The organism is Acidovorax sp. FG42 (assembly GCF_057809195.1).
The window spans coordinates 16206-42614 of sequence record NZ_JBMDJM010000021.1 but is presented as its reverse complement, the minus strand read 5'-3'; the positions used below and the strand labels follow the sequence as shown (position 1 = coordinate 42614).

20 protein-coding genes are annotated in these 26409 nt (G+C 63.6%); 2 read left to right on the top strand and 18 right to left on the bottom strand.

What is annotated here, in order from left to right; all coding sequences use genetic code 11:
- The 8 genes from rbfA to ACODSM_RS19290 form a co-directional block, all read right to left on the bottom strand.
- Positions 1 to 372 (bottom strand): 30S ribosome-binding factor RbfA, encoded by a 372-nt coding sequence (gene rbfA / locus ACODSM_RS19325; RefSeq protein WP_008904004.1) that lies wholly within the window; start codon positions 370 to 372, stop codon positions 1 to 3.
- A gap of 24 nt (positions 373 to 396) precedes the next feature.
- Positions 397 to 3264: a translation initiation factor IF-2 gene (gene infB, locus ACODSM_RS19320; RefSeq protein WP_488806565.1), complete on the bottom strand. Its 2868-nt coding sequence runs from the start codon at positions 3262 to 3264 to the stop codon at positions 397 to 399.
- A 24-nt stretch (positions 3265 to 3288) separates the two neighbouring features.
- Positions 3289 to 4773, bottom strand: coding sequence for a transcription termination factor NusA (nusA, locus tag ACODSM_RS19315; protein WP_015014652.1), 1485 nt, complete (start codon positions 4771 to 4773; stop codon positions 3289 to 3291).
- 80 nt (positions 4774 to 4853) lie between these two features.
- Complete coding sequence (rimP, locus tag ACODSM_RS19310) at positions 4854 to 5450, bottom strand: ribosome maturation factor RimP (protein ID WP_422847041.1); 597 nt, start codon at positions 5448 to 5450, stop codon at positions 4854 to 4856.
- A 276-nt stretch (positions 5451 to 5726) separates the two neighbouring features.
- Complete coding sequence (locus ACODSM_RS19305) at positions 5727 to 9077, bottom strand: SNF2-related protein (RefSeq protein ID WP_488806597.1); 3351 nt, start codon at positions 9075 to 9077, stop codon at positions 5727 to 5729.
- 201 nt (positions 9078 to 9278) lie between these two features.
- Entirely contained in the window at positions 9279 to 9680 is a 402-nt protein-coding gene (locus ACODSM_RS19300; RefSeq protein WP_488806564.1) for a thioredoxin family protein, read from the bottom strand.
- Positions 9681 to 9740: 60 nt separating this feature from the next.
- Positions 9741 to 11021, bottom strand: a complete 1281-nt coding sequence (locus ACODSM_RS19295) for a c-type cytochrome (RefSeq protein ID WP_488806563.1) — start codon at positions 11019 to 11021, stop codon at positions 9741 to 9743.
- 14 nt (positions 11022 to 11035) lie between these two features.
- A complete protein-coding gene (locus ACODSM_RS19290; RefSeq protein WP_488806562.1) occupies positions 11036 to 11848 on the bottom strand; it encodes a c-type cytochrome in 813 nt (270 codons plus the stop codon).
- Between the two features lie 141 nt (positions 11849 to 11989).
- On the opposite strand from ACODSM_RS19290, the gene ACODSM_RS19285 reads away from it, so the two are divergent.
- Positions 11990 to 13480 carry an aminotransferase-like domain-containing protein gene (locus ACODSM_RS19285; protein ID WP_488806561.1) on the top strand — a complete coding sequence of 497 codons (1491 nt, stop codon included), beginning with the start codon at positions 11990 to 11992 and terminating at the stop codon, positions 13478 to 13480.
- A 291-nt stretch (positions 13481 to 13771) separates the two neighbouring features.
- Entirely contained in the window at positions 13772 to 14122 is a 351-nt protein-coding gene (locus ACODSM_RS19280) for a hypothetical protein (RefSeq protein WP_422847045.1), read from the top strand.
- A gap of 42 nt (positions 14123 to 14164) precedes the next feature.
- On the opposite strand, the gene ACODSM_RS19275 is transcribed toward ACODSM_RS19280, so the two are convergent.
- From ACODSM_RS19275 to ACODSM_RS19230, 10 genes are all read right to left on the bottom strand, one after another.
- Entirely contained in the window at positions 14165 to 14914 is a 750-nt protein-coding gene (locus ACODSM_RS19275) for a type II secretion system protein (protein ID WP_422847046.1), read from the bottom strand.
- A 26-nt stretch (positions 14915 to 14940) separates the two neighbouring features.
- Positions 14941 to 16260: a type II secretion system protein gene (locus ACODSM_RS19270; protein ID WP_422847047.1), complete on the bottom strand. Its 1320-nt coding sequence runs from the start codon at positions 16258 to 16260 to the stop codon at positions 14941 to 14943.
- The gene (locus tag ACODSM_RS19265; RefSeq protein ID WP_422847048.1) at positions 16257 to 17492 is read right to left on the bottom strand and encodes a type II secretion system protein; all 1236 of its coding nucleotides are present in this window, start codon (positions 17490 to 17492) and stop codon (positions 16257 to 16259) included. The genes ACODSM_RS19270 and ACODSM_RS19265 overlap by 4 nt, the downstream gene beginning before the upstream one ends.
- On the bottom strand, positions 17489 to 19825 hold the full coding sequence (locus tag ACODSM_RS19260) for a hypothetical protein (RefSeq protein ID WP_488806560.1): 2337 nt from the start codon (positions 19823 to 19825) through the stop codon (positions 17489 to 17491). The genes ACODSM_RS19265 and ACODSM_RS19260 overlap by 4 nt, the downstream gene beginning before the upstream one ends.
- Before the next feature lie 28 nt (positions 19826 to 19853).
- A complete protein-coding gene (locus tag ACODSM_RS19255) occupies positions 19854 to 20636 on the bottom strand; it encodes a prepilin-type N-terminal cleavage/methylation domain-containing protein (RefSeq protein ID WP_488806559.1) in 783 nt (260 codons plus the stop codon).
- Positions 20633 to 21220 (bottom strand): hypothetical protein, encoded by a 588-nt coding sequence (locus ACODSM_RS19250; protein WP_422847051.1) that lies wholly within the window; start codon positions 21218 to 21220, stop codon positions 20633 to 20635. The genes ACODSM_RS19255 and ACODSM_RS19250 overlap by 4 nt, the downstream gene beginning before the upstream one ends.
- An 80-nt stretch (positions 21221 to 21300) precedes the next feature.
- Positions 21301 to 22572 carry a type II secretion system F family protein gene (locus ACODSM_RS19245; protein WP_488806558.1) on the bottom strand — a complete coding sequence of 424 codons (1272 nt, stop codon included), beginning with the start codon at positions 22570 to 22572 and terminating at the stop codon, positions 21301 to 21303.
- A 22-nt stretch (positions 22573 to 22594) separates the two neighbouring features.
- Positions 22595 to 24340: a GspE/PulE family protein gene (locus ACODSM_RS19240; protein WP_099730536.1), complete on the bottom strand. Its 1746-nt coding sequence runs from the start codon at positions 24338 to 24340 to the stop codon at positions 22595 to 22597.
- Positions 24324 to 25829, bottom strand: coding sequence for an ExeA family protein (locus ACODSM_RS19235; RefSeq protein ID WP_488806557.1), 1506 nt, complete (start codon positions 25827 to 25829; stop codon positions 24324 to 24326). Before ACODSM_RS19235 ends, ACODSM_RS19240 begins: the two co-directional genes overlap by 17 nt.
- A complete protein-coding gene (locus tag ACODSM_RS19230; protein WP_161958951.1) occupies positions 25826 to 26200 on the bottom strand; it encodes a tetratricopeptide repeat protein in 375 nt (124 codons plus the stop codon). The genes ACODSM_RS19235 and ACODSM_RS19230 overlap by 4 nt, the downstream gene beginning before the upstream one ends.
- Positions 26201 to 26409 lie beyond the last annotated feature (209 nt).

Genomic DNA, 26409 nt, shown 5'->3' with positions numbered 1-26409 from the left:
CTAGTCCTCTTTCGCGCGCGAAGACACCGCCTTGGCGATCAAGGCGTTCATGTCGGCCGCACGCTCGGAGGTGCGGTCAAACACGAAATGCAGCGTAGGCACGGTGTGGATGTGCAAACGCTTGAACAGACCGTTGCGCAGGAACCCGGCAGCCTGGTTGAGCGCTGCCTGGGTTTCCACCGGGTCGCCCGTCAGCAGGCTGAAGAACACCTTGGCATGGGCGTAGTCGGGAGTGACTTCCACGCCCTGCAGCGTCACCATGCCCACGCGCGGGTCTTTCAACTCGCGCGCGATCAGCTCCGTCAGATCGCGCTGGATCTGGTCGGCCACCTTGAAGGCACGGTTGGGGGTGGATGATTTCTTCGCAGCCATGTTGTCGCTTGTATCCCGTTCGCCTTACAGCGTCCGCGCGATTTCCTTGATCTCGAAGAACTCCAGCTGGTCGCCCTCTTTGATGTCGTTGTAGTTGCGCAGCTTGATACCGCACTCGAAGCCTTCCTTGACTTCCTTGACATCGTCCTTGAGGCGGCGCACAGACTCGACTTCGCCGGTGTAGATGACCACGTTGTCGCGCAGCAGGCGGAACTTGCAGTTGCGCGTGACCTGGCCGGAGGTGACGTACGAACCCGCCACCGTACCGATCTTGGAAGCCACGAACACCGTGCGGATCTCGGCGGTACCCAGGGCCTCTTCGCGCTGCTCGGGGGCCAGCATGCCGGACATGGCGGCCTTCAACTCATCCACGGCGTCGTAAATGATGTTGTAGTAATGCAGGTTCACATCGCTCGACTCGGCCAGCTTGCGCGCACCGGCATCGGCACGCACGTTGAAGCCGATCACGATGGCCTTGGAGGCAATCGCCAGATTCACGTCGGACTCGCTGATACCGCCCACGCCGGCATAGACCAGCTGCACGCGGATCTCGTCGGTGGACAGCTTGAGCAGCGAGGCTGCCAGTGCTTCCTGCGAGCCCTGCACGTCCGCCTTGATGATGATGGGCAGGGTCTGCACCTCGCCCGCAGTCATCTCGTTGAACACGTTCTCCAGCTTGGCGGCCTGCTGCTTGGCCAGCTTGGTGTTGCGGAACTTGCCCGCGCGGTAGGTCGCGATTTCGCGCGCACGGCGCTCGTCAGACAGCACCATGAACTCGTCACCGGCCTGCGGCACATCCGACAGACCCTGGATTTCCACCGGGATCGACGGACCAGCCGTCTTGGCGGGCTTGCCGTTTTCGTCCAGCATGGCGCGCACGCGGCCGGAGGTCTGGCCAGCCAGCACCACATCGCCCACCTTCAGCGTACCGGACTGCACCAGCACCGTGGCCACCGGGCCGCGGCCCTTGTCCAGCTGGGCTTCGATCACCAGGCCCTTGGCCATGGCTTCGACCGGCGCCTTCAGTTCCAGCACTTCGGCCTGCAGCAGGACCTGCTCCAGCAGGTCGTCGATGCCCATGCCGGTCTTGGAAGACACGGCCACAAAGGGCGAATCGCCACCGTACTCTTCAGGCACCACCTCTTCCACCACCAGCTCTTGCTTGACGCGGTCGGGGTTGGCATCGGGCTTGTCCGCCTTGGTGATGGCCACCACGATCGGCACCTTGGCCGCCTTGGCGTGCTTGATGGCTTCCTTGGTCTGGGGCATGACGCCGTCGTCGGCAGCCACCACCAGAATCACGATATCGGTCGCCTGGGCACCACGGGCACGCATGGCCGTGAAGGCCTCGTGACCGGGGGTATCGAGGAACGACACCATGCCGCGTGGCGTTTCCACGTGGTAGGCACCAATGTGCTGCGTGATGCCGCCGGCTTCGCCTGCAGCGACCTTGGCGCGGCGGATGTAGTCCAGCAGCGAGGTCTTGCCGTGGTCCACGTGGCCCATGACGGTAACGACCGGCGCGCGTGGCAGCAGCTCGGCGTCCTTTTGACCTGCATCGTCGTCGGTGAAGGCTTCTGGATCGTCCAGCGCCGCCACCACCGCCTTGTGGCCCATTTCTTCCACCACGATCATGGCGGTGTCCTGGTCCAACGGCTGGTTGATGGTGACCATCTGGCCCATCTTCATCAAGGCCTTGATGACTTCAGAAGCCTTGATCGACATCTTGTGTGCCAGCTCTGCCACCGTGATGGTTTCAGGCACATGCACTTCAATGATGCGGGCTTCTGCCGGGGCTGCGTTCTGGTGGTCATCGCGCTGGTCGCGGTTGTCACCACGACGGCCACGGGGGCCACCACGCCAGTTGTTACGGCCCACGCCCCCGCTGCTGTCGCCGCGGGTCTTGATTTCTTTCTTCTTGGCGGTGTCGTTGGCCCAGCTGGACGACAGCTTGGCCGACTTGACTTCCTTGCCAGCGCCGGGAGCGCCTGCAGTGGCAGGGGCAGCCGCTGCCGTACGCGCACCACCGGTACCAACGGCGGGCTTGTGCAGAGTACCCTTCTTGGCGTCGCCCACGGCAGCAGGCTTGGCCGCTGGCTTGGGTTCCTCGGGCTTCTTGGCCACCATGACCGCCTTCTTGGGCGTGGCCATCATGGCGCGAATGGCCTCTGCCTCGGCCAGGGCCTTGCGACGGCGCTCTTCCAGATCGCGGGCACGGGCAGACTCTTCGTCCGCGCGGGCCTTGGCTTCTGCCTGGGCCTTTTCGCGGGCTTCCGTCTGGGCGGCGGCGCGCGCAGCAGCTTCAGCCGCCTGCTCACGCGTGGCTTCCTGCTTCACGGCAGAGGCCTGGGCCTTCTTTTCGGCTTCTTGGGCGGCGTAGGCGGCAGCGCGCTCTTCGGCTTCGCGCTCGCGCTTTTCGCGGGCTTCGCGCTCTGCGCGCTTCTCGGCCAACTCCGCTTCCTGGCGACGGATCAGCTCGGCCTGGCGGCGGGCTTCTTCCTCGCGGCGAGAAAGTTCGAGGTCTTCGCTCGACACGGCGGGCTCTTCCACCGCAGCCGTGGCCTGGGACTCGGCCGTGGCCTCTGCGCCTTCGTCGCGCTGGATGAACGTGCGCTTCTTGCGCACTTCCACCTGGATGGTGCGGGCCTTGCCCGTCGCATCGGCCTGCTTGATCTCGCTGGTGGACTTTTTGACCAGCGTGATCTTCTTGCGGTCGGCCGAAGCCGTGCCGTGGCTGGCCTGCAGGTAAGCCAGCAGCTTCTGCTTGTCCGACTCGGTCAACGCGTCGGAGGGGGCAGCCTTGCCCACGCCCGCAGCCTTGAGCTGGTCGAGCAGGGTTTCAGGCGATTTTTTGAGTTCGGTGGCGAACTCGGCGACAGTGTTACTGGACATATGTGGTTCGTGCCTCCCTGACCTTTACTCTTGCCCCGCGAACCAGTGTTCGCGCGCCTTCATGATCAAGGCTTTGGCTTCTTCTGCAGACTGTCCGGTCAGGTCGGTCAGTTCATCAATGGCCAGGTCGGCCAGGTCGTCACGTGTGTGCACACCGCCCTCGGCCAACTTGGCAATCAGCTCGGGGGTGAGGCCTTCGAGATCGCGCAGGTCCTGGGAGACCTCTTCCACGCTTTCCTCACGGGCGATTTCCATGGTGAGCAGCGCATCCTTGGCGCGGGCGCGCAGCTCGTTCACGGTGTCTTCGTCGAAGCTTTCGATCTCCAGCATTTCCTGCAGCGGCACATAGGCCACTTCTTCCAGGCTGTTGAAGCCTTCGGAGATCAGGATGTCGGCGATTTCCTCGTCCACATCCAGCTTTTCCATGAACAGCTTGCGGGCCGTGTCGGTCTCGTTGGCCTGCTTTTGCGCGCTTTCGGCGGCGTCCATGATGTTGATCTTCCAGCCGGTCAGATCGGACGCCAGGCGCACGTTCTGACCACCCCGGCCAATAGCGATGGCAAGGTTTTCCTCGTCCACGACCACGTCCATGGCATGCTTTTCTTCATCGACCACGATGGAGGACACATTGGCCGGAGCCAGCGCGCCAATCACAAACTGGGCCGGGTCTTCCGACCACAGCACGATGTCCACGCGCTCGCCAGCGAGTTCATTGGTCACCGCGTTCACGCGGGTGCCGCGCACGCCGACGCAGGTGCCGATGGGGTCCACACGCTTGTCGTGGCTCAGCACGGCGATCTTGGCGCGCGAGCCGGGGTCACGGGCGCAGGACTTGATCTCAAGCAGACCTTGCTCGATCTCGGGCACTTCGTTGCGGAAGAGTTCGATCATGAACTCAGGTGCCGAGCGCGACAGGATGATGGGCGCGCCACGCAGGGTCAGGTCCACTTCCATGATCATGGCCCGCACGCGGTCGCCGCTGCGCAGGTTTTCCTTGGGGATCATTTCGCTGCGGCGCAGGCGGCCTTCCACACGACCGGATTCGACAATGATGTCGCCCTTGTCCATGCGCTTGACGGTGCCGGTGAAGATCTTTTCGCCGCGCGACATGAAGTCGTTCAGCAGCATCTCGCGCTCTGCGTCGCGGATCTTCTGCAGGATGACCTGCTTGGCAGCCATGGCACCGATGCGGCCGATGGGCACGGACTCGACGCCCTCTTCGATGTATTCACCCACCTCGATGTCCGGGATGCGCTCTTTGGCATCCATCAGCAGCTCTTCGGCTTCGGGGTTCTGCAGACCGGCGTCGTCGGGCACCACCAGCCAGCGGCGGAAAGTCTCGTAATTGCCGCTGTCGCGATCAATCGACACGCGAATGTCCACCTCGCCCTGGTACAGCTTCTTGGTAGCCTGGGCCAGGGCCGACTCCACGGCGCCCAAGACCACATCACGCTCCACGTTCTTCTCGCGCGAAATGGCCTCAACCAACATCAACAATTCGCGATTCATGCGACGACTCTCCTATTTCAATCACCCGAGGGCGGGGGCTGCGCGCTGCGACCACCCACCCCACAATTTTCTGCAGCAAATCAGGCAGGTGCTGCCCCGGCCTTGCCTGCACGCCCCTTGAAGTCCACGATGGGCGCCAGACGCACATCCCGGCACTCGTCCAAGGTGAAGCCCATGGCCTGCAAAGGGGCGGGCACGCGTTTCTTGCTGACTCTTTGACCTGGCTTGACCGGCGGCTCGTCGCTCCAGACGATCTGCCAGCCACCAGCCTCGGCCCGCTCCAGCGTGCCGCGAAATTTCTTGCGGGTGGCATTGACTTGCCCTCCCGCTGCTGCGGCGCCAATGGGCGCCTTCAGGGTGATGTCGATGACCGAACCTTCGAAGCGCACGAAGTCTTGCTCGTGGCGCAGGGGCCGGTCGATACCGGGGGATGACACTTCGAGGCGCTTGTACTCGACGCCATCGACCTCCAGCGCAAACTGCAGCTGGCGGGTGACCTTCTCGCAATCCTCGACCGTCACGAACTGCTCGATCACGGGCTGGGGGGCATCAGCGGCTGGCTGCTCCCAGGGCAAGTCGATGGTGACGCGCAACAGGCCGCCGGCAGAGCGCTCGATCTCCACCAGGTCATATCCCAGTCCCGTCACAATTTGTTCAACGACTTGCTGTAGTGCCACGTGCTCAGTTCAATCCCGGAAAAACAAAAAACCCGATAACCCCCGGAGACTCTTCCCCGACAGCTTCGAGCTCCAAAAGCGTTCGACCAAAAAAAACGGGCGGTTGGTACCCGCCCGTTTGGTCGTGAGAGTCGTATTGTAGCGTGCAAACTGTTGATTTGCAAAGGCACGGGTTCGGAAAACTGTTGTCAACCGGCCCCAGCCAGTGTTCATGCGGCCTGCGGGGCCGCAGCGCACCAAATCAGCGTCTTGCGCTTGTCCCACATGCGCTACCAGCTATGACACTGATAGCGGCTGCAACAACTCTGCCAGATCGGTTTCGGTGAAGAGCGGCTCCTTGCGGGCGGCCGCGCCGCTGTACAGGCTGTCTGCCAGCTCGGCCTTGCGCTCCTGCAGCGCCAGGATTTTCTCTTCAATCGTGCCCTGCGCCACCAGCTTGATCACCCACAGGCTTTGCGTCTGGCCGATGCGGTGGGCGCGATCGGTGGCCTGGTCCTCTACTGCCGGATTCCACCAGGGATCGAAATGGATTACGGTGTCGGCCTGCGGCAGGTTCAGCCCCACCCCGCCCGCCTTGAGGCTGATGAGAAACAGGGGCACCTGCCCGCTGGTGAACTGCTCGATGATCGCGTCGCGCTTGACACTCTGCCCCGTGAGCTTGACCCAAGGCAGGTTGCGCGCCTTCAGCTCGGCCTCGATCAGGGTGAGCATGCTGGTGAACTGTGAGAACAGCAAAACGCGCCGCCCCTCGGCCAACATTTCAGGCAGCAGTGCCATCAAGTGGTCGAGCTTGGCCGACGTCTTGACCTTGGCAGCAGCCTCTAGCGGCACAAGCTGCGGGTGGCAGCACACCTGCCGCAGCTTGAGCAGTGCGTCCAGGATCGCGATCTGCGATTGCGCCAGCCCCTTGGACTGCAGCGCCTCGCGCACGGTCCTTTCCATGCCCAGGCGGATGGTTTCGTACAGATCGGCCTGCGCGCCCGTCAGCTCCACGGGCATGACCGATTCCACCTTGGGCGGCAGCTCACCCGCCACCAGGGCCTTGGTCCGCCGCAGCATGAAGGGCGTGATGCGCGCCCGCAGTTGCGCCATGCGCGCGCTGTCGCCCTGCTTTTCGATGGGTGTGCGAAATACTTCCTTGAAGCGCGTCGCGCCGCCCAAAAAACCCGGCATCAAGAAGTGGAACAGGCTCCAGATCTCACCCAGGTGGTTTTCCATGGGCGTGCCCGACAGGCACAGCCGGTGGCGCGCCTGCAGCTCGCTCACCACCTGCGCGGCCTGGCTGCTGGCGTTCTTGATGTTCTGGGCTTCGTCCAGCACCACCAGGTGCCATGGGTGCGCCAGCCAGCGGTCTCGGTCGCGATGCAGCAGCGAATACGGCGCGATGACCAGGTCGTGCGCGGTGACTTCGTCGGCCACTTCGTGCCGACCCGCGCCATGCAGCACCAGGCACCGCAGGCCCGGGCAAAAGCGCGCGGCCTCGCGCTGCCAGTTGCCCATCAGGCTCACGGGGGCGATGACCAGTGCGGGGGCAGTCAGCCGTCCGGCATCTTTTTCGACCTGGATGTGCGCCAGGGTCTGCAGCGTCTTGCCCAGGCCCATGTCGTCGGCCAGCACACCGGCCAGGCCGTGGGCCCGCAAAAACTGCAGCCAGTTCAGGCCCTGCTGCTGGTACGGGCGCAGCGTGGCCCGCACGCTGGTGGGCAGCGGCACCTCGGGCAAGGCGCTGGCGCCGCGCAGCTGGGCCACCATGTCGTGCAAGGCGGCGGCGCCCTGCCAGACCGCGCCCTCGCCCAGCGCAGCACTGGTGCGCAGAGCGTCCAGGCGCGAGAGCTTCAGGCTGTCGGCGTTGAAGTCGCGCGCGCGGTCGCCCGCCAGATCCAGCAGCGCGGCCATCCAGGGCCGCAGCGAGTCGGTGGGCAGGCGCACAAAACCAGGGCCGGTCAACGAGGCCATGTAGACATGCGCAGGCAGCTGGGGCAGGCCCGTGGCAGGGTCCAGCGGCCGGGCCGCCGCCGCGGCAATCAAATCGGGCAGCCAGCGCAGGATGTTGTGGCGCACACCATTGATCTCCATGCCCAGCGACAGCGCAAACCAGGGCGATGTGGCCGCATCGTCACCCGCAGGCTGCAGCACCACATCCAGCCGGTCGGCGTGCTGCACCCAGCCCTGCAGCGCAGGGTCCAGCGTGACATCCAACCCCGCGCCGCGCAGCGCTGCAAAGCCGTCGTCCGCCCAGTGCATCCAGTCGTCCTGCGAGCGCTCGCCGGGGATGCCGAACAGGCCGTCGTCGGTGGCCAAGAGGCCCAGCCCCTCCAGGCGCTCGACGACGTGGCGTTCAGCCACGGCATCGCGCTGCAGCAGCACCTGACTGCCGTCGGCACCGGGCACTAGCACCGCCAGATCCTGCCCTGCCCACCAGCCCACATGGCCCTGGTAGTCAAACCGCAATTGCGCGGTGATGAGCCCCATTTCGGCCACCCTGTCGGCAGGCGACGGTGCCAAATGCAAGCGCGCCACGGGCTTTACCCCCCGCACCTGCGTGAGCGGCCCCAGCGCAGGAGGCAACGGCAACACGCCGCCAATGCGGCGCACCACCTCGGCATGGTGCTTTTGCAGGGCCGCTGCACTGAGCGCGGGCGCCTTGAGCAGCATGGCCACCTGCGCAGGGCTCAGGCACTCTGCGTGCACCGGTCCACAAACGCCCTGGACGGCGTCCAGATACAGCGGCGGGTGGTTGTCGCACAGCATGGCGGTGTCGCCCGGCAGCCGTGCCTGTAGCCCCCAGACGGCCTCGCCGCCTTGCGCAGGCGTGGGCGCCTGCCATGCCCACGTGATCGGCAACGGGTCGCCCCATCGCAAAGGCGCGCCCACAGTGGACCCACCCGCATCCACAAACAGGCGGCCCGTGGCCGCTGCCTGCTCCAGCGCCAGCAGGCCCACCGCGCCCTCCAGCACCCCAATGGGCGCGACGCTGTAGGCCGAGTAGTACCCCACGCTGCGGGGCATGGCACGCAGCAGCTGCAGCACCTGGCGGTCGGCGTCGCTGGCGCGGTCGTACACGGCCTGGCCAGGTGCCGGCTGGGTGCGGATCTGCTGCGGCTTGGCCCAGCCGCCCGTGAGTTTGGGGTACGACACCACGGCCTCCAGCTGCAACTGCGGCACTGTGGTGCGCGCCCGCCCGATGGTGGAGACCAGATAGAGATAACACTCGGGCCGCCCTGGCCGTGCAACCGGCTCCTGCGGCACCGCAACGCCCAGGGCACGGTCCCACTCTTGCAGCCAGTGCAGCAAGCGGGCCTCGGCCTCGGCGCGCGCCAGGGCCTCTTTGCGCTCCTGCATGGCCTTGAGCGCATCGGCAGCCCGCGTGGACGACGGGCCCTGCGCCAGGTCGCGGTGCGCGGCCTCCAGGGTCAGGGCTACGGCGTGTTTGCAATCGGCCCCCACGGGGCAACTGCAGTCGCCCGACCATTGCTTGACCTGGCCGTTGGGCGCAAGCACCAGTTGCACCGACACCTCGTACGGGTGGGGCAAACTGCCCTGCACTTCCCCCGCCAGGGCCCAGCGCCCCTCGGCTGGTTGCCGAATACCCACGCGCACCACGTCGGCCTGGCGGTACAGCTCCATGCCCCGCTCCCACGCGCCCTTGTCGCACTGGGCCTGCAGTGAATTGAGCGGGAACCAGGGTGGGCGGGGTGTGGACACGGATTTCGAGCAAAAAGTGGCTGTAGCGCTAGTGGATCATGCGCTATCAGCTATCAAATAAAGAGCATTCAGACAATGAGCGGAGTTACGGCAACGACCGCTACCAGGCCGCAAGACTGCCCACTAGCCGCCGCGTGCAGCACGCACCCTGTCAAAAACGCCTTGGGCGTCGCCCCCAACGCCAGCACCACCGGGCGCCGCCCCCTGCAGGCTGGTCAACAACCGTGTCAGCACCGGCGCCTGCGGCAACAACGGGCCCAGGAACAGGGCCCGCTCGCCGTCGGCAATCAGCAGGGTGGGAAAGGTTTCCACGTCCAGGTCGCCGACCAGATCGGACTCGTCTTCGATGTCCACCCATTCAAACCGCACGTCCGGGTGCGCACGGGCCAATTCGTCGAACAAGGGGCGGTAGATGCCGCAGGTGCCGCACCACGCTGCGCACAGGCACAGGGCCCACCAGCCGCTGGGCGTGGCGCCCCCCGGGCTCGTGGGGGTGGGTTCGGGCAGTGCGGCGGGACTGGACATCAAAAGGGCTCCTGAAGGGCCGCGCTGCGGGGCGGCGGGCGCTGGCCCCGGGGCCTGGCGCTACATGCCGCGCCGCTCGCGCGCGCGATAGACCTCGATGGTACCCACACCCGGCGCTTGGTTGCCCCAGCTGTTGCGCACAAAGGTAGTCACCGCCGCCACTTCTTCGTCCGACAGCGTCTGCTGAAACGGCGGCATGCCATGCGGACGCGGGTTGCCTGCCGTGGCGGGCGGGTAGCCGCCCTGCAGCACGACGCGCACCAGGTTGGTCGGGTCGGCCAAGGTGACGGCGCGGTTGCCCGCCAGCGCCGGGAACGCGTCGGGCTCGCCCTGCCCCCGGTCGCCGTGGCAGTGGGCGCACTGCTGCTCGTACACCTTGCCGCCCCGGGCCATCGCACTGGCGGGGGGGGCTGCCACGGTGGCGGGCGCCTTGCGGTCCTGTTGCGGCAGGGCTTGCAGGTACACAGCCATGGCGCGCGCGTCGGCATCGCTCAGGTACTGCGTGCTGCGGAACACCACCTCGGCCATGGGGCCCAGCACCGAGCCCTGCGGGGCCACGCCGGTTTTCAGCAAGGCCACCACGTCATCGGTGCGCCATTCCTTCACGCCCGCCTCGTGCGCGGCATTGAGCGCGGGGGCATACCAGTTCTGCACGGGGATCAGGCCGCCGGTGAACGCCTTGGCGTCCGATGTGGCGCCCAGTGCATTGCGCGGCGTGTGGCAGGCGGTGCAGTGGCCCAGGCCGTTGACCAGATAGGCGCCCCGGTTGTATTCGGCCGTCTGCGTGGGTTCGGCGGCGGGCGCTCCGGGTGCAAAAAACAGCGCACGCCATACCGCCAATGCCGCCTGCGTGTTGTACAGAAAACGCAGCGCATGGGCGCGGTTGGCGTCGGGCGCAGCGGGCAGGCTTTGCAGATAGGCAAAGATGGCGTCCGAATCCTCGCGCGTCACCTGGGTGTAGTTGGGGTACGGGAAGGCTGGGTACAGCAGCCGCCCGTCCTTGCTGCGGCCATGGTGCATGGCGCGCCAGAACTCGGCCGAGGTCCAGCTGCCAATGCCTTGCGCCCTGTCGGGCGTGAGGTTGGAGCTGTGCACTACGCCAAACGGCGTCTCGATACCGCGCCCGCCCGCAAACGGCGAGCCGCCTGGGGTCGTGTGGCAGGCCATGCAGTTGCCAACGCGGGCCAGGTATTCGCCGCGCTGCACCAGCGCAGGCGTGGATTGCAGCGTCTCGGTGGCGGGCAGCGGCTCTTCGCCACGCAGGTTCAGGGTGATCAACACGGCGGCGACAATGCCGAGCGCCGCCAGCACGGAAGACAGGGTCCAGAGGATGCGTTTCATCGGTGCATCCCTTCTCAACGTGCTGCCGCAGCGGCCACGGGCACTTCGGCCACACCACCACAGCGCGCGGGCATCGCGGCAGGCAATGTGCGGGCCGGCTTGCCCCCAGCTGCCACCGGCTGCGCGGCCAGCCAGGCCGAGACTGCACTCACATCGTCGGGCGTGAGCTGGCGCGCAATGTCGGCCATGCAGTCAGGCAGATGCGCGCGGCGCTGGCCGGTCTTCCAGGCACCCAGCTGGCTGTTGAGGTAGTCACGCGGCAGGCCCAGCAGGCCGGGGATGGACGGCACCACACCCGTCATGGCCGCACCGTGGCAGGCCACGCAGGCCGGGATGTTGCGCGCAACGTCACCCCGCTGCACCAGCACGCGCCCGCGCTCCAGCACGGCGGGTGGCACTTGCGGCGCAAGCGGCGGCGGGTACGGCAGGTCCTGCGCGGCAAAGTACTCGGCCATCTCGCGCAGGTAGTCGTCTGTCAGGTGTTCGATCAGGTACCCCATCTGCGGGTAGCTGCGCCGCCCGTCGCGGAAGTTGAGCAACTGGTTGGTTAAGTAGCCCGCCGGCTTGCCCGCAATGCGCGGAAAGTAGCCGTCGGGCGTGGCCCGGCCCTCTTTGCCATGGCAGGCAGTGCAGGCCAGCACGCGCGACGCCATGGACGACGCAGGCACCGTGGCCGCAGTGGATGCGGTGGCCACGGGGTGTGCAGGGGCGGAGCTGGGGGGCACCGTCTGGGCCGCAGCGTCAGCGCTCAAGGCCAGCGCCAGCAGGGCGGCGGCTACAGGCAGGCAGACAACGGGACGCAGCAGGCTGCGCAGGCAATCGATCATGGCTTTTTATCTCTGGAGAAACAGTCGTTGGGCGTGCGCCCACACAGTCCGCCACTCTACGCCCGACCTTAAAAACAGTACAGATTCAGTTTCGAGTTAAAAATACAGATCAGTTTGCACTGCATCAACCCCGCCCCGCCCATGAAGCGCTACGAACGCCACGCCGACGCCATCGCCCAGCTCATCCACAGCGGCGCCCTGCGCCCGGGTGACCGCGTGCCCTCCGTGCGCGAGGCCAGCCGCACGCGGGGGATCAGCCCGTCCACCGTGTTCGAGGCGTACTACCTGCTGGAGGCCCAGGGCCTGATCCACGCGCGCCCGCGCTCGGGCTACTACGTCAGCGCCCGGCTCCCCGGCACGGCAGAGGCCCGCCCGGCCGAGCCCCAGCCCTCCCAGCCCGCAGTCACCTCCACCGAGGTGGCCATCAGCGACCTGGTTTTCGAGGTGCTCGGCCTGGCGCGCGACCGCGACCTGGTGCCGCTGGGCTCTGCCTTTCCGGGGCTGGAGCTGTTTCCGCTGGAGCGCCTGGCGCGGTGCCTTGCCAGCGGCATGCGCAAGCTCGATCCGTGGAACATCGTGCAAAGCCTGCCGCCCGGCGACGAACGCCTGCGCCAGCAGATCGCGCTGCGCTACGGCGTGCACGGCACGGCGGTGGATGTGGAAGAAATCATCATCACCAACGGCGCGATGGAGGCCCTCAACCTCTGCCTGGAGGCCGTCACCCAGCCCGGCGACGTGGTGGTGGTCGAATCGCCCACCTTCTACGCCGCGCTGCAGGCGCTAGAGCGGCTGAACCTGCAGGCGCTGGAAATCGCCACCCACCCACGCGATGGCATCGACCTGGCCGCGCTGGCCGAGGCGCTGGAGCGCCAGTCCGCGCGCCAGCCTCACCAGCCCATCAAGGCCTGCTGGCTCATGCCCAGCTTTCAGAACCCGCTGGGCAGCCTGATGCCCGAGGGCAAAAAGCGCGAACTGGTTGCCCTGCTGGCCCGCTACGGCGTGCCGCTGATCGAAGACGATGTGTATGGCGAACTGCACTTCGGCCCCCAGCGCCCGCCCCCGGCCAAGGCGTTTGATGGCGCGGGCTTGGTGATGCACTGCAGCTCTTTCAGCAAAAGCCTGGCGCCCGGCTACCGCGTGGGCTGGGTGGCAGCGGGCCGTCAAGCCACAGCGGTGCAGCGGCTCAAGCTGATGACCACGCTCTCGGCCGCCACGCCGTCGCAGCAGGCGCTGTCCGAATACCTGGCCCAGGGGGGCTACGACCGGCACCTGCGCGCCCTGCGCCGCAGCCTGGAACAACAACAGGCGATCGCACTGGCGGCGGTGGCCCGACACTTCCCGCCCGGCACGCGCGTGTCACGGCCCGAGGGCGGGTACTTTTTATGGGTGGAACTGCCTCCCCAGGTGAACGCACTGGAGCTGCACCGCCTGGCACTGCAGCAGGGCATCAGCCTGGCACCGGGGCAGATCTTCTCGGCCGATCAGCGGTTTGCGCACTGCGTGCGCATCAACTACGGCCACCCCGCCCACCACCGGCTGGAGGCCGCACTGGCTACCGTGGGCCAACTGACCACGGACTTGGCGACGGCCGTACCAGAGAGCGCGAAAGTGCCCAAAAAACTATCAAAATAATAGCAACCAAGGTATGCAACACTGGCGCTTGGAGCCATTTTTAGCAAAACCCTGGCATCCACACCCGGTGCGCAGCCCCTGGCCTCCCTTCTACCGCATGGCCTACCCCACAAGGCACCGCGCCAGCCTTGCACCAGGCTGACACGCACATAACGCGTTGGAAAGGCCCAACCTCGGGTTCTCCCGCAGCAGGCATGGCGCTTGCAGCGGCATACTGGCGCCCGCCCGCACCCCGGGCAATGCACCACGGCGGCCCACCCGCCCCGCCCCCTAACCCCAACGCCCAGCACCATGGCCGCACCCCAGCATGTTCCGTTTGTGATGGTGGAAGACGAAGACGACTGGGTGGTCTCGTTCGCCCTGGGCCCGCAAGGTGCTGACCGCCTCACCCTGGTGCGCACCCCCCACCTCGAATTCATGCTGCGGCCCGAGCAGCGCGGCGTATCAGTCGGCGCCGAGGCAGGCCAGCGCCCCGCCCTGCTCGTGGCGGTGCAATGGGGTCACAAGTGTGTGGATGTGGTCTCCACCGCCAAGCGCTACAGCCTGGACATCAGCAAGGTGGACAACGCCACCCGCAACGCGGCGCTGCGCGTGCTGGGCAAGATGAATTTTGACCAGCGGTTTCAGTTGGCAGGATTTTGAGGCGGCGCTTTCTGATCGCACCAGTTAGGGCATGAGCTCAGTTCAACGCATCATTTTGAAGTAGGCCGTCGTCACGGCCACCTGAGACTCGTCAAGCGAGGTTGGCGCGGTGGAACCGAACGCAACACGGTCGTCAATGGACCAATTCATGCCAGTACTGTTGGTTGTGTTGGCAGCAGGGATTGTGCCGTTCGCCAGAGGTCCTTCGCGCAAGCTTCCAAAACGCGCATCGGTGCGGCCATCAATCTGCTGGTCCAGCGAGCCCGCCAAGGAAAAGGTCACACCGCGAATCACCATCACATTGCGTGGACGGAGCACGTAATTGTTCACGGTGTCGGCGGGTTCAGACCAGTCAACGCTCTGAAAACAGACACGCGCCTCCTGGGGGTTACCGTTGCTGTCGAGGTACACGTACCTGTCTTGCTGCCCCTCAGTACGCCCAGTCGGCACGCGAATTCCCGCTGCCAAAAATTGATTGATCATTGTTGTGCCACACAGCTCCGTACCCGCAGGAGTGACATTGCCGTTGACACGGCCCGTTGGGTTGGATGGGTTGTCCCCAGGCGGGCGCCCCACGCCATTGAAGTACGCCTCATAAGCCAGTTGCCACCCTTGAATGAAGTCCGTGGACAAGCGCTGGTTGGCGGCAGACCGCTGGAGGTCCCGACCCACAGCTACGGCACCAATCACAAGCCCGATCACGATAAGGACTACGCTCAATTCGATAAGTGAGAAGCCGCGCTGGCGGCGAAATACCCTGACGCTGGCGGCGAATGCAGAAATGGGGGTCATAGTGCGTAACTCGAAAAGCATTGGGTTCAATGGCCGATTGCATCGGCGCGCAGCGCGTTCTCGTTAAGGGTGCGCGACAGGTTAGTCATAGCCGTAGTGCGGGCCGCGAAGTCGCTATGAACCTGTTCCGCCTCCGCCAACGACAAGGCGGCATCAATCACTGCATAGGCCGCTGCCACGTCGCTGGCAACCGCCAGCCCGATGCCCACAGCAGCCAAAGCAATCTGAAAGGCACGCGCACCCACGGACATTGTTGTGTCTGCCACGGCGGACACCATCTCCTTTGCAGCGTCCAGAGATCCTGCTACCGCTGACGCTACGCCGGCAGCTGCGGCTGCCACATCGGCCCGCGCCAACACCACCGCGATGTAGAGCTGATCTCGGTAGTCGTACATCGCTCGCTCCATTACCAACGAGCCTGTGGCGACGTTGAAATGGGCATGGGATACTGCAGACAGCGAAGCGCCGCAGCTCAATTCGGAAAACAGCTCGTTATGGCTCGCTGCCACCACTATGTCGTCATAGATGTCGGTGACAGCCCGGCCCGGCGCCTCAAAGGTTGGATTAGCGTTATCAGCAGTCGCGTTGGCCCCATCAAAAGCCGCACCATTGCCATCTGCGTCGAGCATTCCTGGAGCAGCGATTGCAAACGCAGCAGCCCGTCGGCTCGCTCCCACCTGCGTGGCCAATCGACCCGCAGCAGGCACGAGGCCATCCCCCCCTCGGTTCAACGCCAAACAGATATCTATCAGATTGACAGCGTTTTCAACTCCAAGCGGGCAAGGAGGCGCATTCGCCGCGTTACATGCCGAATTGAGCGGAATAGCATCGTCGCCGGAATAGGTCGCACCCAGAATTCCAGCAGCGGTGGCGGGGATCGGAGGTGCGTTCGGATTGGGGGCATCGGCATTCTGTGGTTTGGGATCCGGTGTGCGCACTCTCAGCGGATTCATCCGATCCAGCCGCACCGCCAAATCCTCATCCAAAGATGCAGAGGCAGAGTCAGGCGCGCGAGAAACGCCGTACCTCAGCGCTCCCGCTTCCGGCCGAGGAAGATTGAGGGTACGCCACGGCAAAAATCCCACCTGACGGTTGCTCGCGCAGTCCTCCAAACCGAGCGAATTGGCGGCTGGGCATGGCAAGCGATAGTTGGAATGCAGAAAACCCAGCAATGAATCACGTGCCTGCTTTTGCACGTCCATTTGCTGTGTGGTTACGCGTTGGCGCTCTGATAACTGCCAGAAGATCACGGCACCAGGCAGGATCAGCCCTAATGCAAGTAAAACCACCGACAGTTCCACCAGGGTGAATCCCGTCATACGGCGCTTGATGGTAGGGCGCTTCATGGATTGAGTCCCTTGCGGTCCAACAGCACAGCGTAGTTCATTGCCTGTGCCAGTGTTTCATACAAATGCACCACATAGGCGCGCACAGCGGCCTCCTTGTCGATGGAAGCTTGCAACGCGTCCTCAGCTTCTTTTAGGTCAATTGCTGCCAAGGTCACCTCAGCTATTGCGAGTCCAAGATTCACACCAGCCAGTGCAATACCGAATATGGTGATCCCTTCCGTATTGGAAGCTGATGCAATCGCCAACGCCAAGCTACCGCCCGCCAGGGCGGCGTTGACTGCCGCCAAGGCAACACCTGATTGGGCTCCTGACAATGCAGACTCGGCCTGCGCAATGTCGAACACACGCAGCGACCAGTACTCCTGCGTCAAAAGCGCATTGTCATAAGCGGTGTAAGCCGCCTGAGCAGCGGCCTGCATGGCGCTCAAACGAGTAGCGCAGCCAATGCGCCCAGCCAAATCGGCTGGACCAACACCGATCGCGATGTCGTCGTAGTTTGCGGATTGAGCCCGGCCAGGAAAATCAAAGAATCGCCCCCCCACACCGCCACTGACGTTGCTTCCTTCGAAGATGTTGTTCAACCCGGGGTGCACCACTACAAACGCGACAGGCATACTGTCGGTCGCATTCCCCGCCTGCAAAACGCCAGCCGCCGAGGGGTTAGCAGCAAACCGCCGCAGCACCCGGCACCAGTCCAGGCCATTCGCATCCGCTGCGCGCTGAGCAGTCGCGGCCGTCATGGCGGCCTCCACCTTAGTCAGAGCGGCATCAACCGCTGCATCGGAAGGCAAATCGGGATCGATGGATGGAATGCCAGTCAGTGTGAGATTCAGGTCAGGTGACACCGATCGCGCGAGTGCTCCCGCCTCGGGGGCAAGATTCAACCCGGTCCCCCCCCGGTTCACACCGTAGTGCAGTTGGCCGAAACGGCTGCTCAACCCTAAAGTGCGCCATGGCAGAAAAACAGCCGCGGCATCAGCGCAGTTCTCATTGCCGCCCGTGTTGGATGCAGCGCAAGGCAAGCGGCTTTGCGCAAGCACAAACCCTTCCAGCGCAGCCTGCGCCTCCGCCAACTGCCCCACGATGGCCGGCCGCTCAAGCGGCTCCCGAGTAGAGGCTACCCAACGCCAGACAATGACGCCGATGATGCCAACGATGGCCATTGCTACACCTAGCTCCACCAAAGAGTACCCGGATTGACGTCGAACAGAGAGGTGTTTGAGCATCATCGCGTGCCTCCCTTGCGATCCACATTCTCCAGAATGGTTTGAGCTTGGGCGGGCGTCATAGGTACTACAGCCGACCCAGTGGTGTTGCAGGCAGCTGGTTTGTCGACCATTTCCTGCATCTGAGTCACTTGCGCTTGGGCTTTGGTCGCGCGCTCTGCGGCGGCCTCCCTTTTCTTCACCAACGCGTCCAGTTCTTTCTGTAGCTTCAAGGGTTTCAGATACGTGGCATCTGTGTTAGGGGCTGTAGTGCCAGGAAAACCGAATAGAGTCCACAACAGGGTGTTGAGGTCGTTGGTGATGTTCACTTCGCCTTGCGCACACCCGCTCGTACACCGGTAGGCAATCACATTCCCGCTACCGTCAAACACAGCGTAACGGCCAGCACCGGTCAGATTGGCATATGCGGTTTGGTATTGGGTTTGCGCCTGACCAAAGCTGGATGACGCAGCATCACGATCAGCGATTGCGGTGTTCAGCGTCGCCTGGGCAGATGCCAGGGAATTGACTGCATCCGCACGAGCTGCACGGAACAGATTGGCGTCCAACTCACGGGCCTTGCGCGCGCGCTCCTTCTCCAACTCTGCCTTGTTCGGTGGATTGGTGGCAATCTGCGCATCCAGCGCTGCAATTTGATTGGTTAGGGTCTGTATCTGCGGAATGCTCTCCAACATACGAATTTCGGCTTCTTTGCCGGAGCGCTGCCCGCGCAACAGATTCAACCGGTCGGTGTCGCTCGGGCTGGTCGCGGCAATCTGAGCGTCGAGCGTAGCGATGTCCGCGTTGAGCCGCGCCAACGAGCCCGCGCTGTCAGCAAGCATCGCATCGTAGCTAGCGACTTTGTCAGCCCAGGTGTCGCGCGCTTCAGTGGCGCGGCTGACGTTGGCCACGGCAGCCTCGTAGGCGTAGGAGTAATTTCCCCAACTCTGTGCGGCATTAAGCAGCGGATCCACACGGTCATCGATCTGCGACGATGCGCCGCTACCTCGCAGCAACGCTCGCAAGGACGCCACTGTGTTGTCGCGCACAGTGATTGCTGTATTGCGCTCGTTTGTCTTATTGACGATTTCAGCATCCACAGCGGCAAGCGCATTCACTGCGTTGTCTCGTTCGGTCTTGGCGTTTGCCAGCATCTGGTTGATCAGAGTTTGATCACGCGGAGGACAAATTTCTGCGGCAGTGGCAGAGCTGTCTGCCAGGGTGAGGGCTGTTCCTGCAATACCTGCAGCCGTGGCATTCAAGGCTACGGCCACAATATTGGCGTACACCACCCCGCCCGCAAGCCCAATGGCTACCGTGTGCTGCGGCGCGGCAGCACACGCATTGACAGCCAGCCCCAGCGATGCTGCGCAGGTCACCCACTCGGCAGCTGCATTGCCAGCATCCGATATACCCTCTGCCACAGCCAGCGCAATCTCCAGGCTGGTCATGACGGCGGCCAGCGTTGAGAACGCAACGGCGCGCCGTGCGGCTTCAATATTGTCTGCTTTCATGTCTGCCACTTGACTCACGATGTCCTCACCGAGAGCAACAGCGTTGATGGAGTCAATTAAAGGCTGGCACTGAAAAGCAGCCAACAGGCTGGTGAACGAACGCTCCAGCACAATGTCGTTGTAGGTTGCGAGCAAGGGCCTTCGCGCAGGGTCTTCCATCAAATTGGCGTTAGCTGCCCCGTTTGCGTTTGCTCCGTCGAAAAGATCCCCATCGCCGTCCGCATCATTGATACCGGGATGTGCCAACGCATAGGCAACGGACCGCACCGGGGACGCATTCACGCGGGCCATATCGGCAGATATCGTGGTGGTACGAGCCGTATCAATGCGTTGGCAAAGATCCGTCAACGTGAGGATGTCACTGGGGTAGCCAGTTCCGCGCATGCTGAAGAACGTCGTGCCTGCATCGTCGTACGCCAGTGGTCTCCACGAGTCTGTCAGCGTAGTTAGGTTGTTATCTCCTGCACCTCGCTGCACCATGTAGCGCAGCTGGCCCACATCCACGCCGGGGTCAACGCCGGCGAGACGCAGCGTAACGGACGGCAGCCAGCCTTTTTGATCTGTCAGTGTTCCGCAATCTTCCTCTCCGTCGCGGTTGGTGTCGGGGCACGGCAACCGATGGTTCACAGTGGCAAAGGCAACAAGCGCCTGATCCGCTTGAGCAAGCACCTGCCTCTCCTGGCGCGAAGACTCTATAAGTGCGCGCTCACGCCATTGCAGGTAGCCGATCGTGGCCAAGCCAGACATTACCGAGATCAGCAGCAGCACCTGCAAGAGCCCGAAGCCACGCGCGTCAGAGCTTGTCTGGCGGCATACAGGGGCTTTGGAAAAGAAGGAACGCATGGATCTTGTAAGTGTTTTTATTGAAACGCTATGGCAAGCTAGAACGCAACCAGCCCGCCAACTGAATGGGCGACTCCGCCATCACCACGTCGTCGGAGAAGCGAGTCAGTGGCGCAGAAGGGCTTGCGGCACACACATTGTTCAGCGTATGAGGTGGGTCCAGACGGCTGCCATCGTTATCCCGGTCCTGTAGCGGGACGACAACCCAGTACGCGACCGCCATGAAGGCATTGGTAGCGCAGTCGATGTTTCCGCTTGCACCGCCATCACCTGTGATATGGGTTCTTGACGAGGCAAAAGGCAGTCGGGACGCGTTGTTGAGCGCCACGACGAGATCCGTAACGTCCTTGAACGTATCCGCACCTTCTGTATCTCCAGAGCGCTCAAGCGCCACCGCCAGATCGGCATCCTGCGTCGGATCGACGTTCGCACCGCGAAACACGGAATAGCGCGCACGCAACCGGTCAGAAGGAGTAGGTAACCCCGCGGAGGTGTAAGGAAACCACCCGACCTGGGTACCCGATGTGCAGCTGCCAGAACTCAGCGACTCGTAGCCCGTACCTGCTGCGTCAGGGCAAGGGAGCCGGCCGTGCCGCAATGTAAATGCACGGATAACGGACTGAAGCTGGTGAGCCTCCGCTCGGCCCCGTTCGATTTCCTGCTGCGCCGATACCGTCTCGTAACCACTGAAGGCAGCCCATGACATCAAGCCGGCGACGACGAGCACCACCGACACCTCCAACAAAGAAAACCCCCGCTGCGCAGGCCGCCACAAATGTAGGTGGAGCGACGGGAAGCAGCAAATAGTCATGGCGTTTTAGCCCCTGACCCTGGCTTGGGTGCGTAGGTTTGCAAATTCCGAGCTTCCGCGCCGACACGCTCACCCAGCGCACGCATTTCGTCCATCAGCACTTTCTGACGCTCTAAATCTTTGGGAGATGTGCCCTTGCTGATGGCTTGCAGTTCCTTGTTCAATACCTGAATGCGCGCACTGGACTCGAGCATCTTGCGCAGGGCTTGGTAATAGCGTGGATCAAACCCTGGCGGTGCCAGCGCCTCAAGTTCATTGACCAAAGAAAGCATGCGTTCCGGCGACGCATTGACCCCTTGGGCGCGCAAGGCATTGAATTCGGCACGAACCTCCGCCAGACGTCGCCGCCGCTCCTGCACTTCTTGTGGCGAACGGAAAGCCGCGCTGTTGCCTCCAGCCAAAGAAGGGCTCTGACCGGTCGGAGATGAAGACGAGGACAACGAAGAAACCCGTTGACTAACGTTCGACCTTGCTGGTGTTGACGGAGTGGTTTCGGCGCTATTCCCGGCCAGCCAGAAGCTACCCGCTACCAGGGCCAGCACCAGCAGCCCCAGGCCACCACCAATCAATAAAGGCTTACGCATGCTTTAGCACCCAACCCTGCGCAACCGCGGGCGGGTCATTAAAAAAAAGAAAACTCGCAGGCAACCCAGGAGACACATAACTATCCGCCCCCCATGCTCTGCGTGACCGACTGCCGCACCAGGTCGTACACCGGCAACAACAGCGCAACGATCAGGAAAAGAAACAAGCCGCCTGCAACCAGAATGATCAGAGGCTTGAGGATTTCGGCGAGCGACTTCACCAACACCTCCAGGCGCTTGCGATAGTCCGCCGCAAGGTGTGAGAGTTGCTGATCCATGCTACCGGACTCTTCCCCTACAGAAATCATGCGAACTGCCATCGCAGGAAAACCGCCCACGCGCCGCATGGATGAAGACACGGACTCCCCACGCGAAACCGATTCCGCCACGTGGATGAGTCGGGTACGGTAATAGCGGTTCTTGGTGGCACGCCCCAGAACGCGCAGGCTGGACACCATGTCCACCCCCGCACGCACCAAGATCGAGAGGTGCTCAGTGATGTGCGCCATGCCAGAGGACACCAGCAACGTACGAGCAATCGGCAACCGGTGCATCAGCGTATAGGTGGCAAGCTGGAACCGCTCGGACCGCCTGAACGCAATGACGCCGATAGACACGACGATGACAGTGACCAGCAGCACCCAGGGCAGATGGGTGGACAGCAAGTTAGCAAACGCCACCAGCCCTTCAGTGATGGGCGGCAGTTTCGCTTGTAGCTGCTTGAACAGGCGCGCCATGTTGGGCACGACGTAGTAGATCCAGAAGATGGCGACGCCGATGATGGAGGCGAACACGAACGCCGGATAGATCAGCGCTGTCTTGATGTCACGCCGGATATTGATCATGCGCTCCACGTGCTCGGCGGCATCGCCCAGCATGCGGTCCAGAGTACCTGTCTGGTCCCCGATGGAGATCAGGTTGCGCACGGTCTCGGGGAACACGTTGGGGTGCCGGTTAAAAGCTTCGGTCATGCCCACACCCGCGTTCAGGTCGTCCAGCATATTGCGAGCGACAGACGCCATGGCCGGATTGCCCACACTGTGGCTTTCTTCCACCAGGGTGGTCAGCGCATCGAGGGCAGGAACACCCGCGCGCATCATGAGACCCAGGTCGCGAAGGAAGCCTGCAAGGTCCTCGCCGCGCACCTGCTTCCGGAACAGGTGCAAAAGCGCATCGGCCACCACGGCCAGCCATGCAGGAAAACGCCAGAGACTGATCACCGTGCCGTCCGTGTCGGCCTCCAGCCGCAGGCGGGCAGACAAGTCGCGCTTGACTGCCAGGCGCAACAGACCCGAGCGCACCCCACCGTGAGGCAGCAGTACGCGGTAGTAATAAGTGTTGAGATTGGCCATGCAATGCTTCCGCCAAAGCGGCTCAGTCCTCGCCCACGGTGCGGAGGATTTCCTCCATCGTGGTCTCACCTGCCAACACACGGTGCCGCGCCAACGTCAAGATGGGCCGCATACCTGCTGCCAGCGCGCGCTGCCGCATTTCTGCCCGCGTGGCATCTGAGGCGATGGCATCCGCCAGATCCCGGTTGACCACCAGCATTTCGTACACCGGCAGGCGGCCCAGATACCCTGTGTCGCGGCAATGGTGACAGCCGGCGCCATGGAACACCTGCAGCATTTCGCCCGCGGCGCCCTGCCCCAGCCAACGGCGCTCATCATCAGTCGCAAGACGTGGCTTGGCGCAATGCGGGCAGATGCGGCGCACGAGGCGCTGGTTGATCACTGCCACCAAGTTTTCAGCGATCGTTTCGGTGTCCACCCCCAAGAGCTTGAGGCGAGGCATCACCCCAAAAATGCTGCCCACGTGCAAGGTAGACAACACCAGGTGACCTGTAGAGGAAGCGTCCAACGCTGCACGCGCCGTCTCGGAGTCCCGGATTTCTCCCACCAGGATGATGTCGGGGTCATGCCGAAGGAAGTGTCGCATGGCATTCGCGAACTCATAGCCCGCACGGCGGTTCACTTCGGTCTGGCAGGCGACCGGGACACGGTATTCCACCGGGTCCTCCACGGTCAGCACATTGCGCTCAATCAAAGGCTGCATGCGCAGCGCGGCATGCAGCGTCGTGCTCTTGCCTGAGCCGGTAGGGCCCGTGATCAAGATGAGGCCGTGCGGACGCGAGAACGCCTTGGCCATGACGGCCACGTCCTCCTCCAGGAATCCGAGGTCCGCCAACTTGTCGAGGTTGCTGCGCTCGGGCAGCAGGCGCAGCACCATGCGCTCGCCAAATTCCGAGATCAAGGTGGAGACACGGATAGTGAAGTTGTGCTCCATCACCTGTGCGGTAAAGCTCCCGTCCTGGGGCAAGCGTTGCTCGCTGGCATCCATGTCAGCCTGCAGCTTCACGTAGACCACCAGACGGTCCAAGGCCGGCGAGAGCGCAAACACAGGACGCAAAACACCGTCCACCCGCAGCAGCACCGAACGGCTGCGCGCCGTGGGCGCCAGGTGAATATCCGTCGCGCGTTCGCGCACAGCCAGGTGAAGCATGTGCTCCAGCAAGCGAGCGGGGCTGTAGGCACGATCCACGTCGGCTTCGAGCTTGCGGACCTCGCTCTCGATCAGACGTGCAGGCGGGTGCTCGGCAAAGTAATAGTGCTGCTGGATGGCCTGTGCAACGCTGTCGAACTCGCCCTGAAAGAAATGGCAACCCTTGCCCAGCTTGCGCTGAACAAGCTCGGTCACAGTGTCTGGCTGCGCGTCGCCCAGCACCACCTCGATCAGACCTTCGTCGTTTTCCCGCACGGGCAGGAAACCATACGTCAGGCACAGCGATCGGTTGAAGATGCCCGCTACCGCTGTATCGGGCTCTGGCATTTCGTCGGCGTTGACAAAGCGCAGCCCGCGCTGGCCAGCGAGTTGACGCGCGACCTCATTGGCACTTGCGAAACCCAGCTCCACCAAAAGGTTGCCCATAGGCACCTTCTCGATCTTCTGCTTTTGCAACACGTAGTCGATGGCGACTGCAGACACAAGGCCAGCATTGACCAATGCAGCGCCCAAGGAAGGACTCTTGTCACGCAGCACCGCCAGGCGATCCTCGGCCGTAGGGCCTGCGGGCTGCAACTGGCCCGAGGCCTCTAGCAATGATTCAGCGGGGGGATGCATCCTGATGCTCCAGAATTAAGAAGGTCAGTTCGTCGGGTTTACCAGTGGGCGGCAGACCCTGCTGCAGTTGAAAGCGGGCGAACGCCTCTCCAGTCTTCGAACCAAAAAAACCGTCGTCCGGCTCACGCTTGTCCAGCAAGCCCATGCTCTTGAGCTTGGCCTGCACCTTGCGCGTGACCTGTTCAGCGGCCTCGATGTTGCGCGTGTTGTTGCGCCCCAGCCATGCGACCCAGGACTCCTTGTCCACATTGAAGCGGCACAGGCGAGTCGATGGTTTCAGGGTGTCCCCCATGCCATCAGGCAGACGGTAAACGTGCACGACCTCGTCAGCATTAGCCGCCGCCTTGAGCTGGGTTTCGCACGCTTCACGCCCGGATACCCCCGCCGAAGGCTGCAGCTTGGGTGCCGGTGCAGCTGCCACTACGGCGGCCGCAGAGCTGCCATTGGGCGGAACCGCCGACGCAGCGCCCGATACCGTCGGCCGGACTACCTCAGGGGTGGGGGCTGCCACCACTGCGGCGGCTGACGCCACATGCTCGCCGGGTTGGGTGGCCAACCCCCAGCTGGCCAAGGCGACGGTTGCTGTGGTGCCCGCCAGCAAGCCAGCAAGCACCCAGGCTTTGCGGCCACGAGTGCCGCCAGTTACCTTAGCAATCGCCGCAGCTTCATCCCCCAGTGCGGGCAGATCGGCCACCGCACGCTGAACCAGGGATTCCGTCACCACAGATGCCCTGGTACTCGCCAAACCGTACAGACAACGGTCCAGCACCAAGTGAATGCGTCGCAGGTTTCCCTGCGTGGCGCGATGCAAAACGTCCGCTGCGGCAGGTTCGATGGAGAGGCGCCCCTCAGCGCCCGCAGCGTTCACACGAAAGTCGAAGTAACGGGTGACTTCATCTTTTTGCAGACCCGACAGGCGAGCGTGTTTGATGATGCGACTCTTGAGCTGACGCAACTCTGGCGTCGCCAGGGTCTCCTCCAACTCAGGCTGTCCGACCAGCAGGATCTGCAACAGCTTTTCCTGGCCGGTCTCCAGATTGCACAACAATCGCACCAGCTCCAGCGATTCCACACTGAGGTTCTGCGCGTCATCGATCACCAGCAAGCTGATCTCGCCTGCCTGGTGCCCCGCGATCAGGAACTCTGTGAGTCGCGCGAGCCCCTGCTCCACGGAGTCCGAAGGCGGCAAACCGAAGTCTGACTGTATGGCAGACAAAAGGGCGCTGTCTTGCAAAAAGGTGTTCAGGATCAGCGCTGAGTGGCAGTTCTTGCCGCTGAGGGTGTCCAGCAGGCGCCGCACCAGAGTGCTCTTGCCCAGACCCACTTCTCCGGTGAGAAGAACAAAGCCCTTGCGCGCCTCAATGCAATGCACGATCTCCGCGAAATCCTCCTCCAGCCGCGGTGTGAAGAAGTACGAACCCGCATCCGGTGTCGGCGGAAACGGATTGCGCGACAACCCCAGCGTGGCATAGATGGAATTGGCCGTCATTGGCGTGCAGCGGGTGTGAACTGGGCCAATGCAGCCCGCAGCGCAGCCGAATCTGGTTGCAGTCGCGATGCGGCATCAAGGGTTGCGCGCGCTTCTTCCGTCTTTTGCTGGCGCGACTGGATGCTGGCTAGGTTGATGGCGGCCTCTTCGTCACCAGGCAGGCGCTCAAGGATGGTGCGATAACCATCTGCCGCTGCGGCATCGCGGCCTGCGCGCAGGTCAAACCAGGCTTGGGCGCGCACGAGTCCCAGAGACCCCGCGGGCAGACGCTCCTTCAATGCGGCCAATTCACGTTCAGCATCGGCTGTCCGCGACTCTTTCATGGCGGCGACGAAACGGGCGAAGCGCAGCTCTACGGGTGCATCATCCACGGCAGGGGCTGGAGCCACAGCCGGCGCAGCCGCCGTGGTGGAGCGATTGACACCACGTGCCTGTCGCGTCGTACTGCTGCGATTCACAGCAGCTGCTGCAGGCGTAACGGTCTCACCGCGCGGACCAGCCGCCAAAACCGTCTTGGGAGCGGCAGGCTCCACAGCAACGGCCGGAGCGGGAGTCTGTGACTGCACTGGTGCAGGCGCAG